Genomic DNA, 15,661 nt, shown 5'->3' on the forward strand with positions numbered 1-15,661 from the left:
GAGAAATCACTTCCGATGAGTGGTATCAAGCAAACCATGACTCAGTAAGTCGTCGCTCACCCGCACAACAAGCCCTCGCACCGCAATAATCTGTAAACTCTCCCCTCTTTCGCCGCCCTTCATTTCCTCGCGGCCATCACCTCTTTAAATGTTGCGGAGTCCACCTTGCGTCTGTTCCACACCTCCGACTGGCACCTTGGGCAAAACCTGCACGGCCAGGAGCGCGATTTCGAGCACGCCTGTTTTCTCGAATGGCTGCTGCGCCAATTGCAACTGGCGCAGCCGGATGTGCTGCTGATTGCCGGGGACATCTTTGACACGGTCAACCCGCCGGTCAAAGCCCAGGAACGCCTCTACGATTTCATCGTCAGCGCTCACGAGCAGCAACCGTTGCTGACCATTGTGATGATCGCCGGCAACCATGATTCCGGCTCGCGGATCGAACTGCCCGCGCCGCTGATGCGCCGTCTGCGCACGCATGCGCTGGGCCGGGTGTTGTGGCTGGATGACGGGCAACTGGATGCCGAACGCCTGCTGCTGCCGTTGCCGGATAAAACCGGCGAAATCGCCGCGTGGTGCCTGGCGCTGCCGTTCCTGCGTCCGGCAGAGGTGACGGGCGCGCATCTGGGCGACAACTATCTGCGCGGCATCGGTCAGGTGCACGAATGGCTGATCGAAGCGGCCAACGCCAAGCGCCAACCCGGTCAGGCGCTGATCGCCATCAGCCACGCACATATGGCCGGCGGTTCGGTCTCGGAAGACTCCGAACGCAGCCTCATCATCGGCAACGCCGAAGCCCTGCCCGCCAGCCTGTTCGGGCCGAGTATCAGTTATGTCGCCCTCGGCCATTTGCACAAGCCGCAGAAGGTCAACGGTGAAGAGCGCATCCGCTATAGCGGTTCGCCGATTCCGTTGTCGTTCTCGGAGATCGGCTATCAGCACCAGATCCTCGACGTCACCCTCGACGGCGAAACCCTGGTCAGCGTCGAGCCGAAACTGATCCCGCGTTCGGTCAATCTGCAGCGCATCGGCCCGGCACCGCTGGCCGAAATCCTGCTGCAACTGGCGGACCTGCCGAACATCGATCTGCTCGCCGAAACCCAGCGCCAGCCGTGGCTGGAAGTGCGCGTAACCCTCGACGAGCCACAGCCGGATCTGCGCCATCAAGTCGAAAGCGCCCTGCAAGGCAAAGCCGTGCGCCTGGTGCGTATCGCCGCTGAATACGCCGGTAATCGTGGTGCTGACGGCGTCGAAGACGGCACCGCGCTGATCGAACTCGACCAGCTCACTCCGCAGGAACTGTTCAGCCGCGCTTGGCTCGACAACTATGGCAGCGAGGTCGACGAGCAAACGCTGAAGGACTTCGCCGAACTGCTGCAGGACGTACAACTGGAGGGCGAGCAGCCATGAAGATTCTCGCCATTCGTTTGAAGAACCTCGCCTCGCTGGCCGGGCCGTTCGAAATTGATTTCACTGCTGAACCGCTGGCCAGTGCCGGTTTGTTTGCGATTACCGGCCCGACCGGCGCAGGTAAAAGTACTTTGCTCGACGCCTTGTGCCTGGCGCTGTTCGGCGCCGTGCCGCGCCTGAACAACACCGGCCGTGACGCCAAGGTTCCGGATGCCGACGGTGAAATCGCCACTGGCGACCCGCGCACCTTGCTGCGTCGCGGTACCGGCGAAGGTTATGCCGAAGTGGATTTCGTCGGTGTCGATGGCCGCCGCTACCGGGCACGTTGGGAAGCCAACCGCGCCCGCGAGAAGGCCGGCGGCAAGTTGCAGGCCAGCCGGCAGAGCCTGCGCGACATCGATCAGGATCAACTGCTCGCTAGTCAGAAAGGTGAATACAAAACTCAGCTGGAAGCCGCACTCGGCCTGAACTTCGAACAGTTCACTCGCGCCGTGTTGCTGGCGCAGAGCGAGTTCAGCGCGTTCCTCAAGGCCGACGACAACGACCGCAGCGAACTGTTGGAAAAACTCACCGACACCGCGCTGTACACCCGTCTCGGCCGCCGCGCCTTCGACAAGACTAAAGAAGCCCGCGAAGCGCATAAGCTGTTGCAGGATCAGGCGACCGGCGTGACCCCGTTGGCGCCCGAAGCGCGGGCCGAGTTGGATGAGCGCTTCAATGCCGCGCAACAGCAAATGAAGTTGCAGCAGGCGCAGCTCAAGCAGCTTGAGCAACAGCACGGCTGGCTCAAGGATTTACGTGTGTTGCAGGACGCGCAGCAAGCGGCCGCCGAGCAACTGCACAGCGCGCAACAGCATTCGGAAAGTCTGGCCGGCGAGCGGGTGAAACTGACGCGACTGGAGCAGCTCGGCCCGCAGCGGCATCAGTTCGCGCGCAAAAGCGAACTCGATGCCCTGCTGACGCCACTGGCCGCGCAAATTGCCGCGCACACCCGGCAACATGCCGAACTGACTGAGCGCCAGACGCAACTGGAGCAGAATCTCGAAGCAGCGAAAGTCGCTCTGAGCGAAGCGCAACAACGGCAAAGTGAAAACGCGCCGCTATTGCGTCAGGCCTTCGAAGAGCAAAGCACCCTTGCCCGTCTGGCCAAGGATGTCGCGCAAAGTACCGAAGCCAGGCTCAATGCGCAGCAGGCTTGCACCGAGGGCCAGAATGCCATTCAAGCCTTGCTGGATAAACAGACCCAAGTCGCCGAACGCCTGCAACGCATCGCCGCTGAGCTGGAGCAAAGTACCCATCTGGCACCACTGAGTGATGCGTGGAATGCCTACCGCGATCGCCTGCAACAGTTGATGTTGATCGGCAATCGCTTGAACAAGGGCCAGGCGGAACTGGCGAGCCTCGAAGAAAACGCCACTCGCAGCGCCGCAGAGCTGACCACGCAAAAGCAGCAACTGGAAGTGCTATTCAAGGAGGCCGGCGCCGAACCTGATGCCGTCGCCGAACAGATCGGCCTCCTCGGCACGCTGTTGCAGGACAACCGCAAGCAACTGCGCGCCTTCGAAGACCTGTCGCGCCTGTGGTCCACGCAACAGGATCTGGACAAGCGCAGCGCCGAGTTGCAACAGCGCCAGCTCAGCGCCCAGCAGGAACGCGAACGCCTGACTCAGGACGGCGTGAAAACCAAGGCTGAACTGACCGTCGCCGAGCAAACTCTCAACGTCACTCGCGAGCTGCTTGAACGCCAGCGTCTGGCGCGCAGTGCCAGTGTCGAAGAATTGCGCGCGCAGTTGCAGGACGATCAGCCGTGCCCGGTCTGCGGCAGCAACGAGCATCCCTATCATCAGCCCGAAGCGCTGCTGCAAAGCCTTGGTCGTCATGATGAAAGCGAGCAGGCCAACGCCCAGCAAGTCGTCGATCAGCTCAAGGAAAAACTCATTGAGCTGCGCGCCGAAGTCGGTGGCGTCATTGCTCAGCAGAAAGAACTGCTGCAACAGCAGGAACAACTGGCCGCCCAGCAGCAAGCGTTGGCGCCGAGCCTCGACGCGCATCCGCTGTCCACGCAGTTGTTCAATCAGGACGCCGACAAACGCGATGCCTGGCTCGCCCGGCAAAACGAGCAACTGAACCAGAGCATCACTCAGGACGAACAACGCCAGAACGCCCTGCTCACCTTGCAACAGGATGCCGCGCGGCTGACCCAGCAATTGCGTCAGGCCGAAACCGCGCACCAGCAAGCCGCGCAGCACCTGAGCAATCAGCAGCGCGAGCTGAGCAGCGACCGTCAGCGTCTCGACGAAGAACTCAGCGCGTTCGGCAGTTTGTTGCCGGCCGACACCCTGGAAGCCTTGCGCCAGGAACCGGCCGCGACGTTCATGCAGCTCGACCGGCAGATCGCCGAGCGCCTGGCGCAAGTCGAGCAGCAGAAAGAAGAACAGGCCGAGCAGCAACAGCGCCAACAGACGCTGGAGAAAGAACAGGATCGCCAGCAGACCCGCGCACAGCAGTTGCTCAGCGCCGAACAGCAATTCACGGCACTCACCGAGCAACAGCAAGCCTGCCAGCAAAAACTCGCCCAGTTGCTTGGCGAGCACAGCAGCGCCGAGCACTGGCAGCAGCAGCTTGAGCAAGCGGTCGAACAGGCGCGCAATGCCGAAACCGCTACCGCGCAGGAACTGCAGAATGTGCGCACGCAACTCGTGCAGATCGCCGCCGAACTCAGGGCGCAGCAAGAGCGTTTGCAGGCACTGGAAAACGAAGAGCAGGACCTGGCCGGCAAGATTGCCGACTGGCGCGCCCGCCACCCGGAGCTGGATGACGGTGGCCTCGAAGATCTGTTGCGAGTCGATGACGGGCAAGTCGCCGAACTGCGCCAGCGCTTGCAGCACAACGAAAAAGCCATCGAACAGGCCAAGGTGTTGTTGCAGGAGCGTGATCGCTTGTTGCTCGATCATCAGGCGCAGCACAACGGCAATCTCGATGCCGAACAACTCGCCAGTGCCCTCACCGAGCTGCAAAACCAGTTCAACCTCAGCGAGCAACAGTGCGCCGAACTGCGTGCCGAACAGGTCGAAGACCAGCGCCGGCAAAACGCCAATCAGGCGCTGGCGCAGCAGATCGCCTCGGCCTATGCCGAATATCAGCGCTGGGCGCGATTGAGTGCCTTGATCGGTTCTGCGACCGGCGACACCTTCCGCAAGATCGCCCAGGCCTACAACCTCGATTTACTGGTGCATCACGCCAACGTGCAGTTACGCCAACTGGTCAAACGCTATCGCCTGAAACGCGGCGGCAGCATGCTTGGCCTGCTGGTGATGGACACGGAAATGGGCGATGAACTGCGCTCGGTGCATTCGTTGTCCGGCGGCGAGACGTTCCTGGTGTCGTTGGCGTTGGCGCTGGGCCTGGCGTCGATGGCGTCGAGCACGCTGAAAATCGAATCGCTGTTTATCGATGAAGGTTTTGGCAGCCTTGATCCCGAGTCGCTGCAACTGGCCATGGATGCGCTGGACGGTTTGCAGGCGCAGGGCCGCAAAGTTGCGGTGATTTCCCACGTGCAGGAAATGCACGAGCGGATTCCTGTACAGATTCAGGTGCAGCGTCAGGGCAATGGTTTGAGCACGCTGGAGGTGAAATGAACACGCTGTACTCCTTCCGCCGCTGCCCGTACGCGATGCGGGCGCGGATGGCGCTGCGTTATTCGGGCGTGCCGTTGGACATCATCGAAGTCAGCCTCAAGGCCAAGCCGGCCGAGATGCTGGCGATCTCGCCCAAGGGCACGGTGCCGGTGCTGGATGCCGGTGGGCAGGTGATTGACGAGAGTCTGGAGATCATGCGCTGGGCGTTGGCGCAGAATGATCCGCAGGATTGGTTGCTTGATGGCGACTCGCGGATTGCTGAATTGATCGACGCGAATGATCAGGGGTTCAAGCTGCACTTGAATCGCTATAAATACGCCGAACGCTACCCGGAGCAGCCGATGGAAGTTTATCGGGCTGAGGGGGCGTTGTTCTTGCAGAGGCTGGATGAGTTGCTGACTGATCGCGATTACTTGCTGGCCGATCATGCCAGCCTGGCGGATATCGCCCTGCTGCCCTTCGTTCGGCAGTTCGCCCATGTTGATCGTGAGTGGTTTGCGCAGACGCCTTATGTTCGGTTGCAGGCCTGGTTGCAGCGCTTCCTCGAATCCGACCTGTTCACCTCGATCATGAAGAAGTAACTCATGTAGGAGCTGCCGAAGGCTGCGATCTTTTGATCTTGCCGTTAAAAGGTCGAAGCCTTCGGCAGCTACAGGGTCAAGCCAGCGCTTGGCACATGCCCAGTGCCATGCAATCTATCTCGAACGGCCCGAGAAAATCAGCCGAGACTTTTACCGGTGGATTGCCGGCCATCAGCCCCAGGGTATTCGCCCGTTCGATGTTGTGCGCGATGGTGTGATTGGCCTCTATGGCGCGGGCCAATGCACCTACCGAACCTTGGCCGATACCCAATAATGAAGCGCCGTTGGTGAAGAACGCTAAACCGGCGACAACCCAAAGTCTGTAGCCTTTCATGCTCCGCCAACTCCTGCGAGTTCAGCCCGGTCGACCATCACACTTTGCGAGCGAACTTCGAACTGCACGCCGGGGTGGGCGACTTGAATCGGCGCTTCGAAACTGTGTTCCATCTGCGAGGCAATGCTGACGACCAACACCACGGCCAGGTAAAGACCGATGGCCAGATAGGCGCCGCGTTTGGCTGAATGAAGGATTGCGCTGGCCATGGTGTTCTCCCGTGGGCATGTTTCGATGTCCACAGAATCAATCAAAAAAGCCGTGGCAACCACTCAGGGTTTGCCATAGTAAACATCAGCTTCGTTGATTATTTAGCCAGTCTATTTACGTGTTGAAGAAAACCTATCAGGCCCATTTTTCGATTCGCCCACACACAAAAGCTGCCGAAGGCTGCGATCTGTTGAGTTTGCTGTATGGATCGTTCCCACGCTCTGCGTGGGAATGTAGCCCGTGACGCTCCGCGTCACTGGACGCAGAGCGTCCCTAAAGGCATTCCCACGCAGAGCGTGGGAACGATCAACAAATTCAACAGATCGCAGCCTTCGGCAGCTGTGGTTGAGGCGAAGATTTCAGTGTTGGGCTTTGTGATCCAGGGCGGCGTAGAAGTTGGCGCTCTGTTGCAGGTATTTCTGGGTGTAGCTCTGGGTGTGGGATTTTTTGCTGTTGATTTCAACGTTGGCACTGGCTGGCAGTACAACGGTGGCGGAGATGGCGGAAGCGGCAATCACGGAGAAGAGATTGAAGTTCATGGCGGTAACCCTCGTGTTCGGTTGGCTTGTTTGCCCGGTTGGGCCGTGAAGCAAACTTAACGCTCGAGGGTTGATCGCTTGAAATGCTTTGTAGCATTACCCGATATCAGCGCGATTAATACAAAGAGACAGGCCCCGTAAACCGGGGCCTGTGGCTTATTGTCGCACTAGAAACTTGAGGTCGCTCGGCGCGTCCATCGGCAGTTTCTGCACGGTTTTGCCGAGCAGACCGGTCTTGCCATCGCGCTCGACGACGACAATTTCGTTGCTCTTCTGGTTGGCAATCAGCAGGAATTTACCGCTCGGATCAAGGCTGAACTCGCGCGGGTGATCACCTTCCACCGAGCGCTTTTGCAGTTCCTTGAGCTGGCCACTCACCGGATCAATCGCAAAGACCAGCAGTTGATTGGCGGTGCCACGGTTGCTGACGTAGAGGAACTTGCCATCCGCCGAGGCGTGCAGCGCCGCCGCAGCCTTGTCCGAAGTCGGCTGGCCGGCGGCCAGATCGACCAGTTGCGTCTGGGTCAGCACGCCGTCGTGGTAGTCGAACACCGCGACCTGCGCGCTCATTTCCATGGTCAGCCAGGCGTGTTTACCGTCAGCACTGAACAGCAGATGACGCGGGCCGCTGCCGGCAGGCAATGCCACGGATGCGGTTTTCGCTGGGGTCAACGGCAGCTCCGGGTTGGCCTTGGGATCGAATTGATAAATGAAAACCTTGTCCGCGCCCAGATCATTGGAAAACACGTAGCGGCCGTCCGGCGAAGAGACCGTCGAATGGACGTGATTGGAGGCCTGGCGCTCCGGGTTGACGCGGCTCGCCGGGTGCGCGCTCATCTGCACCACAGGTTTGAGTTTGCCGTCAGCACCCACCGGCAGTACCGCCAACGTTCCACCCGGGTCTTCCACCACCGAGTAGTTGCTGACGAACAGATGGCTGGCATCGCCACTGAGGCTCGAATGAGTCGGCTCGTTGCCCAGGCTCTGCACCTGATTGATCAGGCTCAGGGTGTGAGTCTTCGGGTCGATCGAATAGCTGCTGACACGCCCGACCGGGTCTTTCTGGCCGGGGCCGTTTTCATTAACCACGAACAAGCGATGCTGGTCTTTGGACAGGGTCAGCCACGACGGGTTTTCGCTCTTCACCACTTGCAGCGGTTTGGCGGCGATCTGGCCTGTGGCGCTGTCGAAGTTCATGCGATAGATGCCCTGGCTGGTGCCAGCGGTGTAGGAGCCGACCAGCAACTGGAAGCTTTCGGCGGACGCCGTGGACAGGCCCATGGCACCGACGCTGCCGGCCATCAGCAGCGGCCAGAATTTACGCATTTTCATTAGTGTCATCCTCGTCGTCGCTGCTGCTGACTACATCGCCAAGGCAGACCAAGCGGTGTTCGCCAGTGGTTTTGGTGTCGCTGGCATAACCAATGACCAGCCAGCTCTGCAGGTCTTCGTCAAACGTTGCCGCTGCAACCTGCGCCGGCGTGAATTCCCAATGCTTGGCCGCGCGGCCATCGATGCACTCGATGTGCAGGTTGTCGTCTTCGTCGAGGGCGAATTCGAAGGCATGCAGGCCGTCGATTTCGACCATGCCGCAGTGTTCGAGGGCGTTGAGAAGGGTTTGGGCAGTCATGGCAAACAGTCTTTCTAGGGGGGAAAGGGCCAATGATAGCTCAATGTGATCCAGAGGCCTTATGGGAACCCTTGTGGGAGCGAGCCTGCTCGCGAATGCGGTGTGTCAGGCCAAGAAAGGCTGACTGAAAGAATGCATTCGCGAGCAGGCTCACTCCCACAGGGGATATTGGCTGTCAGTTACAACGCGTCGCGCGAGGGCTTGCCGTCGACGAGGCGCTGGATGCGCAGCGGGTTGGCGTTCTTCAGCGGCTCGGGCAGCAAGCTGTCCGGGTAGTTCTGAAAGCACACCGGACGCAGGAATCGGTCAATGGCCAGCGTGCCCACCGACGTGCCACGGGCATCGGACGTCGCCGGATACGGCCCGCCATGCACCATCGAATCACACACCTCGACACCGGTCGGATAACCGTTAAGCAGGATCCGCCCGACCTTCTGTTCCAGCAACGGCGTCAGCTCAGGGAAACGTTCAAAGTCCGCGTGCTCGCCAATGATCGTCGCGGTCAGTTGCCCGTGCAGGCCATGCAGCGCAGCGCTGAGTTGCGCCTTGTCCGCCACCTCGACAATCACCGTGGTCGGGCCGAACACTTCTTCCTGCAGCACTTCATCGCCATCGATCAACAGGCTCGCATCGGCCTTGAACAATTGCGGCTGCGCCTGATTACCCTGCTGCGGATTGCCGGCCAGATGCTCGATGCCAGGATGCGCCAGCAGTTTCTGCAAGCCATTACCGTAGCTGCCGAGGGTGCCGGCGTTGAGCATGTTTTGCGCCGGTTGATCACCGATCAAACCCGCAACCTGCTGCACGAACGCGCTGAACTGCGGCGAACGGATGCCGATCACCAGACCGGGATTGGTACAGAACTGACCGCAGCCCTGCACCACCGAAGCGGTCAGGTCACGAGCAACGGTTTCCGAACGCTCGGCAAGGGCCTGCGGCAGGACGATCACCGGGTTGATGCTCGACATCTCGGCAAACACCGGGATCGGTTGCGGGCGCGCAGCGGCCATGTCGCACAGTGCGCGTCCGCCCTTGAGCGAACCGGTGAAACCGACCGCCTGAATCGCCGGGTGCTTGACCAGCCATTCACCGACGCCACCGCCGTAGATCATGTTGAACACACCGGCAGGCATCGCGGTTTTTTCCGCTGCACGAATCACCGCGTCAGCGACCAGCTCAGCCGTGGCCATATGACCGCTGTGGGCCTTGAACACCACCGGGCAACCGGCGGCCAGCGCCGCAGCGGTGTCGCCGCCCGCCGTGGAAAACGCCAGTGGAAAGTTGCTTGCGCCGAACACCGCGACAGGACCGAGGCCGATGCGGTATTGGCGCAGATCAGGACGTGGCAATGGCTGGCGATCCGGCAACGGCAGATCAATCCGCGCGCCGTAGAAATCCCCCCGACGCAGAACCTTGGCGAACAGACGCATCTGCCCGCTGGTGCGTCCGCGCTCGCCCTGAATGCGTCCGGCGGGCAACGCCGTTTCGCGGCAGACCACGGCGACGAAATCATCACCAAGGGCATCCAGTTCATCGGCAATTGCGTCGAGAAACTGCGCGCGGCGTTCGGCGCTGAGGCTGCGATAAGCCGGGTACGCGGCAGCGGCAGCTTTGGCCGCTGCGTCGACTTCCTCAACCGTGGCCTGAATGAAATCGTGCGGCAACTGTTCGCCCGTCGTCGCATCGACGGAGTGCAGTTTGACGTCGCCAGCGGCGCTGCGCTGACCACCAATGTAGTTGTGACCGAGAATCTGAGTCATGGGATCTCCTTAAAGGGTGCCGATGCTGTCCGGTTCAAATGCCGCTGGAACCGGGACGATGCCGTTGACCAGCGGGGCGCCGAATTCGGCCTGGCTGATTTCGAAGACGTCGCCCGGCTGGGTGCGGATGCCATCGGCGAACGACAGGGTCGCGGTGCCGAAGAAGTGAATGTGCACATCCCCCGGACGCAGGAACTGGCTGTACTTGAAATGGTGGTATTCGAGGTTGGCGAGGCTGTGGCACATGTTCGCCTCGCCGCTGAGAAACTCGTTCTGCCAGAGCACTTCGCCGTCACGCAGGATGCGACTGGTGCCTGCCAGATGTTGAGGCAGTTCACCAGTGCGAAGTTCCGGGCCGTAACTGCAACTGCGCAATTTCGAGTGCGCGAGGTACAGGTAATTCTTGCGCTCCATGATGTGATCGGAGAACTCGTTGCCCACCGCAAAGCCCAGGCGATAAGGCTTGCCGTCGTTGCCAATGAGGTAGAGGCCGGCCATCTCTGGTTCTTCGCCAGCGTCTTCAGCAAACGGCGGCACCGGGAACGGCTGACCCGGGCGAACGACGATACTGCCGTCGCCCTTGTAGAACCATTCTGGTTGCACACCGGCCTGCCCCGCCGCCGGTTTGCCGCCCTCCACACCCCATTTGAAGATGCGCATCGTGTCGGTCATCGCCGCTTCGTCGCCGGCCTGCTGGTGCATCTTGTCGCGGGCCGAGGCGCTGCCCAGGTGAGTCAGGCCAGTACCGCTGACCAGCATGTGCGCCGGGTCCGGGTGATCGAGGGGCGGCAGGATACGCAGTTGCGCGAGCAGTTCGGCGTAGTCGTGGCTGATGCCGAGGCCGAGGATCTGCACTTGCTGTTCCAGGGTGTTGCCGGCTTCGATGGCGGCGAGCGCCAGATCGCGCACGCTGCGCGCGTCTAGCACTTCGCGCACCAGATCGTTGTCGACCACGCCGACGCGGCGTTCGCGGTTGCTTAATTCGAATTGAACCAGATGCATGATTTTCTCCTGTGTTATTCGAAACACCGCCGCCCTTTGTAGGAGTGAGCCTGCTCGCGATAGCGGTGTGTCAGTCGACATTTTTTTTGCTGATACACCGCTATCGCGAGCAGGCTCACTCCTACAGGGGCCGGTTTTGGTCAGTTAGGTGCGGGTGGCGCCACGGGCGCTGGCGGCGAATTGGTCGACTGGCAGGACGTGTTTGCGTTCCAGCACGCGGTAAACCACGCCCGTCAGGATCAAGCCAAACACCATCACGCCCGACAGGAAATACAACCCGGACGCCAGATTCCCGGTGTACTCCTTCAACGCCCCGATCACGAACGGCCCGATGTACCCGCCCAGGTTCCCTACCGAGTTGATCAACGCAATCCCCGCCGCCGCACTCGCGCCGGCAAAGAAGCGCCCCGGCAAGGTCCAGAACACCGCCGTGCAGGAAAACAGCGCAAACGCCACCAGACACAGCGCCGCCAGTTGCGCCACCGGCAACGACAGCCACGCACTCAGGAACAGGCCAATCGCGCCCAGCACATACAGAACCGCCAGATGCCCGTAACGATCATTCAAACGATCGGAACTGCGCGGGATGATGAGCAAGCCGATGATCCCGAAGATATACGGCACCGACGACACGAAACCGGTGACCAGATCGCTGCCGCCGAACTGTTTGATCAGCGTCGGTAACCATAGACCGAGGCCATAAATGCTCAACGTCACCGGCAGATAAAACAGCGCCAGCAGCAACACACGTTTGTCTTTCAGCGCATGCAGCGGATTGCCGTGGCGGGTCTGGCCGTACTCCTGCAGATCCTTTTTCAGCTCACCGGTCAGCCAGTCTTTCTCAGCTTGATCCATCCATTTCACTTGGTGCGGGCCGTCCGGCAACCAGCGCAGCACTGGCCAGGTCAGGAGGATCGCCGGGGTGCCGATGACGATGAACAGCCACTGCCAGCCATGCAGGCCAAGGACGCCGTCCATGCCGAGCAAACCGCCGGACACCGGGCCGGTGATCATCATCGCGATCGGCTGGGAGAGGATGAACAGGCCAAGGATCTTGCCGCGATGGCGCACCGGGAACCATTGGGTGATGTAGTAGAGAACGCCGGGGAAGAACCCCGCCTCGGCCGCACCAAGCAGAAAGCGCATCACGTAGAAACTGTGCGGGCCCTGAACGAAGGCCATGCCGATGGTGATCGCGCCCCAGGTAGTCATGATCCGCGCAAACCAGCGCCGTGCGCCGAAGCGTTCGAGCATCAGGTTGCTGGGGATTTCGAGAAGGAAGTAGCCAATGAAGAACAGCCCGGCGCCGAGGCCGTAGGCGGCGTCGCCGATACCGATGTCGGCGCCCATGTGCAGCTTGGCGAAGCCGACGGCGGAGCGATCCACATAGGCGATCAGGTACAGCAGGATCAGGAAGGGAATCAGTTTCAGCGTAATGCGCCGGATTAGCCGCAGTTCCTGGCTCATGAGATCGGTCTCCGATTGTTGTTTTTATAGAACCTCGGGGGACGCCTCTCACGGAAAACCGCCAGGGCCATCCCTCCGTCGAAAACGACTATATAGTATTACTAATTCACCAACAACACTTCCAAACCTAGGATTTTGCGCTTAGATTAGGCCGTAGCTGGAACACTATAGTCATACAATAAGAGAAACGATCATGTCTGATAAGAAACCCACCCTGCGCTCCGCCCAATGGTTTGGCACGGCCGACAAGAACGGCTTCATGTACCGCAGCTGGATGAAGAATCAGGGCATCGCCGACCACCAGTTCCACGGCAAGCCGATCATCGGCATCTGCAACACCTGGTCGGAACTGACCCCGTGCAACGCGCACTTCCGCCAGATCGCGGAGCACGTCAAACGCGGGGTGATCGAGGCCGGTGGTTTTCCAGTGGAATTCCCGGTGTTCTCCAACGGCGAATCGAATCTGCGCCCGACCGCCATGCTCACTCGCAACCTGGCGAGCATGGACGTTGAAGAGGCCATTCGCGGCAACCCGATCGACGGCGTGGTGCTGCTGACCGGTTGCGACAAAACCACCCCGGCGCTGCTGATGGGCGCGGCGAGTTGCGATGTGCCGGCGATTGTTGTGACTGGCGGGCCGATGCTCAACGGCAAGCACAAAGGCAAGGACATCGGCTCGGGCACGGTGGTCTGGCAGCTCAGCGAGCAGGTCAAGGCCGGCACCATCACGATTGACGATTTCCTTGCGGCCGAGGGTGGCATGTCGCGTTCGGCAGGCACTTGCAACACCATGGGCACGGCGTCGACCATGGCCTGCATGGCGGAAGCACTGGGCACTTCCCTGCCGCACAACGCGGCGATCCCGGCGGTGGATGCGCGACGTTATGTGTTGGCGCACATGTCCGGTATGCGTGCAGTGGAGATGGTTCGCGAAGATTTGAAACTGTCGAAGATTCTGACCAAGGAAGCTTTCGAAAACGCTATTCGTGTGAACGCAGCTATCGGCGGTTCGACCAACGCGGTGATTCACTTGAAAGCTATTGCTGGACGCATCGGTGTTGAACTGGATCTGGATGACTGGACCCGTATCGGTCGTGGCATGCCGACCATTGTCGACCTGCAACCGTCGGGGCGTTTCCTGATGGAAGAGTTCTATTACGCCGGTGGTTTGCCGGCAGTGCTGCGGCGTCTCGGTGAAGCCAATCTGATCCCTAACCCGAATGCACTGACGGTCAATGGCAAGTCGATTGGCGAGAACACCAAGGACGCGCCGATCTATGGCGAGGACGAAGTGATCCGCACGCTCGACAATCCGATTCGCGCCGATGGCGGGATTTGTGTGTTGCGCGGTAACTTGGCGCCGCTGGGTGCTGTGCTCAAACCGTCCGCCGCGACGCCGGAATTGATGCAGCATCGCGGCCGCGCGGTGGTGTTCGAGAACTTCGACATGTACAAGGCGCGGATCAACGATCCGGAGCTGGAGGTCGATAAGGATTCGATTCTGGTGATGAAGAACTGCGGGCCGAAGGGTTATCCGGGCATGGCCGAAGTCGGCAACATGGGCTTGCCGGCCAAGTTGTTGGCCCAGGGTGTGACCGACATGGTGCGCATTTCTGATGCACGGATGAGCGGCACGGCGTACGGCACGGTGGTTTTGCACGTGGCGCCGGAAGCGGCGGCCGGCGGGCCTTTGGCGACGGTGCAGGAAGGCGACTGGATCGAGCTGGATTGCGCCACCGGGCGGCTGCACCTGGATATTCCGGATGCCGAACTGGCGGCACGCATGGCGGATCTGCAGCCGCCGCAGCAGTTGTTGGTGGGCGGCTATCGTCAGTTGTACATCGACCACGTGCTGCAGGCGGATCAGGGCTGTGACTTCGACTTCCTGGTAGGTTGCCGAGGCGCTGAAGTCCCCCGCCACTCTCACTAACAGCGCAATTCCCCTGTGGGAGCGAGCCTGCTCGCGAAGAGGGAGTGTCAGTCGACATCTATTTGACTGATATGCCGCCTTCGCGAGCAGGCTCGCTCCCACATTTGGCTTGTGTGTCTGCCTCAAGATTGCGCCGTGCCTGCTATGATGCGCGGCATCTCCATCGCTCAGGATCGCGCCACTCCCCATGGATTACCGCAAACCTTCCGACCGCAAAAGCATGCACTCGCGCATCGTCCAGGAACTGGGCATGCAGATCGTCTCCGGACGCTTCTTGCCCGACGACAAACTGCCCGCCGAAGCCCTGCTCTGCGAGGAGTACGCGGTCAGCCGGCCGGTGTTGCGTGAAGCCACGCGGGTGCTGGTGGCCAAGGGGCTGGTGTATTCCAAGCCTCGGGTTGGCACGGTGGTCAAGGCCCGGCGCGAATGGCACATGCTCGACCCGGACGTGCTGCACTGGTTGATGCAAAGCAGCCCGCAGAATGAGTTTTTCAATGTGCTGACCAGTGTGCGCAGCATTATCGAACCGGCGGCTGCCGCCCTCGCTGCTCAACATGCGACTGAGGCGGATATTGCAGCGATTGGCGAGGCTTATCAGCGCATGGAAGCGGCGCCGACACCGGAAGCGTTGTTGCAGCCGGATCTGGATTTCCATAGCCGGATTGCCGATGCGACACACAACGACTTGTTGGCGAACCTGTGCAATATGTTGTCGGTGGCGATTGCCGAGGCGTTGAAGCATTCGAATCAGCGGCCGAATCTGCATGAATTGGCGTTGCCGCGGCATAAGGCGATTCTTACCGCCATTGAGAACCGTGATGCCCTTGGTGCTCGGCATGCGACGTTGGTGCAGCTGGATGATGCGCGTAGTGCTTTGAGTGTCGTGCTTGGCGCTGAACTCTCCTAAGGCTGGAGACCGCTTACCCTCACCCTAGCCCTCCCGAAACGTCGGACCGCCCAGAGGTAGAGGGAACCGATTGGGGGATATTCGAGATTTACGCCGACTTGAACGATTTGCTGTGAATCCATAATCGACTCGGTATTTCAGGTCGATGTATCAAGCAGCACACCTCGGTCAGTCCCCTCTCCCTCCGGGAGAGGGTTAGGGTGAGGGGCTCTTGATCTTAAAACACAAAAAAAGCCGCAACCCTAAGGTTGCG

13 protein-coding genes are annotated in these 15,661 nt (G+C 60.5%); 5 read left to right on the forward strand and 8 right to left on the reverse strand.

The features are described from left to right. The first annotated feature begins 165 nt into the window (after positions 1 to 165). Genes HU754_RS17340 through HU754_RS17350 form a run of 3 tightly spaced genes read left to right on the forward strand, consistent with a single transcriptional unit; the run spans position 166 to position 5,629 of the window. Positions 166 to 1,410, forward strand: coding sequence for an exonuclease SbcCD subunit D C-terminal domain-containing protein (locus HU754_RS17340; protein WP_186624260.1), 1,245 nt, complete (start codon positions 166 to 168; stop codon positions 1,408 to 1,410). Then, on the forward strand, positions 1,407 to 5,048 hold the full coding sequence (locus tag HU754_RS17345) for an SbcC/MukB-like Walker B domain-containing protein (RefSeq protein ID WP_186624259.1): 3,642 nt from the start codon (positions 1,407 to 1,409) through the stop codon (positions 5,046 to 5,048). Before HU754_RS17340 ends, HU754_RS17345 begins: the two co-directional genes overlap by 4 nt. Then, a complete protein-coding gene (locus HU754_RS17350) occupies positions 5,045 to 5,629 on the forward strand; it encodes a glutathione S-transferase (RefSeq protein ID WP_186624258.1) in 585 nt (194 codons plus the stop codon). Before HU754_RS17345 ends, HU754_RS17350 begins: the two co-directional genes overlap by 4 nt. 76 nt (positions 5,630 to 5,705) lie before the next feature. Here HU754_RS17350 and HU754_RS17355 read toward each other — a convergent pair whose 3' ends face one another. The 8 genes from HU754_RS17355 to HU754_RS17390 form a co-directional block, all read right to left on the reverse strand. Next, positions 5,706 to 5,963, reverse strand: a complete 258-nt coding sequence (locus tag HU754_RS17355) for a hypothetical protein (RefSeq protein WP_093437845.1) — start codon at positions 5,961 to 5,963, stop codon at positions 5,706 to 5,708. Next, on the reverse strand, positions 5,960 to 6,172 hold the full coding sequence (locus tag HU754_RS17360) for a hypothetical protein (protein ID WP_093437841.1): 213 nt from the start codon (positions 6,170 to 6,172) through the stop codon (positions 5,960 to 5,962). The genes HU754_RS17355 and HU754_RS17360 overlap by 4 nt, the downstream gene beginning before the upstream one ends. 360 nt (positions 6,173 to 6,532) lie before the next feature. Continuing rightward, the gene (locus HU754_RS17365; RefSeq protein WP_007917967.1) at positions 6,533 to 6,712 is read right to left on the reverse strand and encodes a hypothetical protein; all 180 of its coding nucleotides are present in this window, start codon (positions 6,710 to 6,712) and stop codon (positions 6,533 to 6,535) included. Positions 6,713 to 6,868: 156 nt separating this feature from the next. Then, a complete protein-coding gene (locus HU754_RS17370; protein ID WP_186624257.1) occupies positions 6,869 to 8,044 on the reverse strand; it encodes a lactonase family protein in 1,176 nt (391 codons plus the stop codon). Continuing rightward, positions 8,031 to 8,342: a DUF5629 family protein gene (locus tag HU754_RS17375; protein WP_186624256.1), complete on the reverse strand. Its 312-nt coding sequence runs from the start codon at positions 8,340 to 8,342 to the stop codon at positions 8,031 to 8,033. The genes HU754_RS17370 and HU754_RS17375 overlap by 14 nt, the downstream gene beginning before the upstream one ends. Positions 8,343 to 8,521: 179 nt before the next feature. Next, positions 8,522 to 10,102, reverse strand: coding sequence for an aldehyde dehydrogenase (NADP(+)) (locus HU754_RS17380; RefSeq protein ID WP_186624255.1), 1,581 nt, complete (start codon positions 10,100 to 10,102; stop codon positions 8,522 to 8,524). Positions 10,103 to 10,111: 9 nt separating this feature from the next. Then, positions 10,112 to 11,104: an AraD1 family protein gene (gene araD1, locus HU754_RS17385; RefSeq protein ID WP_186624254.1), complete on the reverse strand. Its 993-nt coding sequence runs from the start codon at positions 11,102 to 11,104 to the stop codon at positions 10,112 to 10,114. Between the two features lie 144 nt (positions 11,105 to 11,248). Next, positions 11,249 to 12,571 (reverse strand): MFS transporter, encoded by a 1,323-nt coding sequence (locus HU754_RS17390; RefSeq protein WP_186624253.1) that lies wholly within the window; start codon positions 12,569 to 12,571, stop codon positions 11,249 to 11,251. Between the two features lie 193 nt (positions 12,572 to 12,764). On the opposite strand from HU754_RS17390, the gene HU754_RS17395 reads away from it, so the two are divergent. Together HU754_RS17395 and HU754_RS17400 are read left to right on the forward strand one after the other, a co-directional pair. Continuing rightward, positions 12,765 to 14,501 (forward strand): IlvD/Edd family dehydratase, encoded by a 1,737-nt coding sequence (locus HU754_RS17395; protein WP_093437804.1) that lies wholly within the window; start codon positions 12,765 to 12,767, stop codon positions 14,499 to 14,501. A 187-nt stretch (positions 14,502 to 14,688) separates the two neighbouring features. After that, positions 14,689 to 15,408: a FadR/GntR family transcriptional regulator gene (locus HU754_RS17400; RefSeq protein ID WP_093437799.1), complete on the forward strand. Its 720-nt coding sequence runs from the start codon at positions 14,689 to 14,691 to the stop codon at positions 15,406 to 15,408. Positions 15,409 to 15,661: the final 253 nt, after the last annotated feature.

It is taken from the genome of Pseudomonas zeae (assembly GCF_014268485.2).
GTDB lineage: Bacteria > Pseudomonadota > Gammaproteobacteria > Pseudomonadales > Pseudomonadaceae > Aquipseudomonas > Aquipseudomonas neuropathica.

Excerpts from the sequence above, each read along its gene's own strand:
- HU754_RS17345 (WP_186624259.1), top strand. The coding sequence starts at position 1,407 with ATGAAGATTCTCGCCATTCGTTTGAAGAACCTCGCCTCGCTGGCCGGG.
- HU754_RS17350 (WP_186624258.1), top strand. The coding sequence starts at position 5,045 with ATGAACACGCTGTACTCCTTCCGCCGCTGCCCGTACGCGATGCGGGCG.
- HU754_RS17355 (WP_093437845.1), bottom strand. The coding sequence starts at position 5,963 with ATGAAAGGCTACAGACTTTGGGTTGTCGCCGGTTTAGCGTTCTTCACC.
- HU754_RS17360 (WP_093437841.1), bottom strand. The coding sequence starts at position 6,172 with ATGGCCAGCGCAATCCTTCATTCAGCCAAACGCGGCGCCTATCTGGCC.
- HU754_RS17365 (WP_007917967.1), bottom strand. The coding sequence starts at position 6,712 with ATGAACTTCAATCTCTTCTCCGTGATTGCCGCTTCCGCCATCTCCGCC.
- HU754_RS17370 (WP_186624257.1), bottom strand. The coding sequence starts at position 8,044 with ATGAAAATGCGTAAATTCTGGCCGCTGCTGATGGCCGGCAGCGTCGGT.
- HU754_RS17375 (WP_186624256.1), bottom strand. The coding sequence starts at position 8,342 with ATGACTGCCCAAACCCTTCTCAACGCCCTCGAACACTGCGGCATGGTC.
- HU754_RS17380 (WP_186624255.1), bottom strand. The coding sequence starts at position 10,102 with ATGACTCAGATTCTCGGTCACAACTACATTGGTGGTCAGCGCAGCGCC.
- araD1 (WP_186624254.1), bottom strand. The coding sequence starts at position 11,104 with ATGCATCTGGTTCAATTCGAATTAAGCAACCGCGAACGCCGCGTCGGC.
- HU754_RS17390 (WP_186624253.1), bottom strand. The coding sequence starts at position 12,571 with ATGAGCCAGGAACTGCGGCTAATCCGGCGCATTACGCTGAAACTGATT.
- HU754_RS17395 (WP_093437804.1), top strand. The coding sequence starts at position 12,765 with ATGTCTGATAAGAAACCCACCCTGCGCTCCGCCCAATGGTTTGGCACG.
- HU754_RS17400 (WP_093437799.1), top strand. The coding sequence starts at position 14,689 with ATGGATTACCGCAAACCTTCCGACCGCAAAAGCATGCACTCGCGCATC.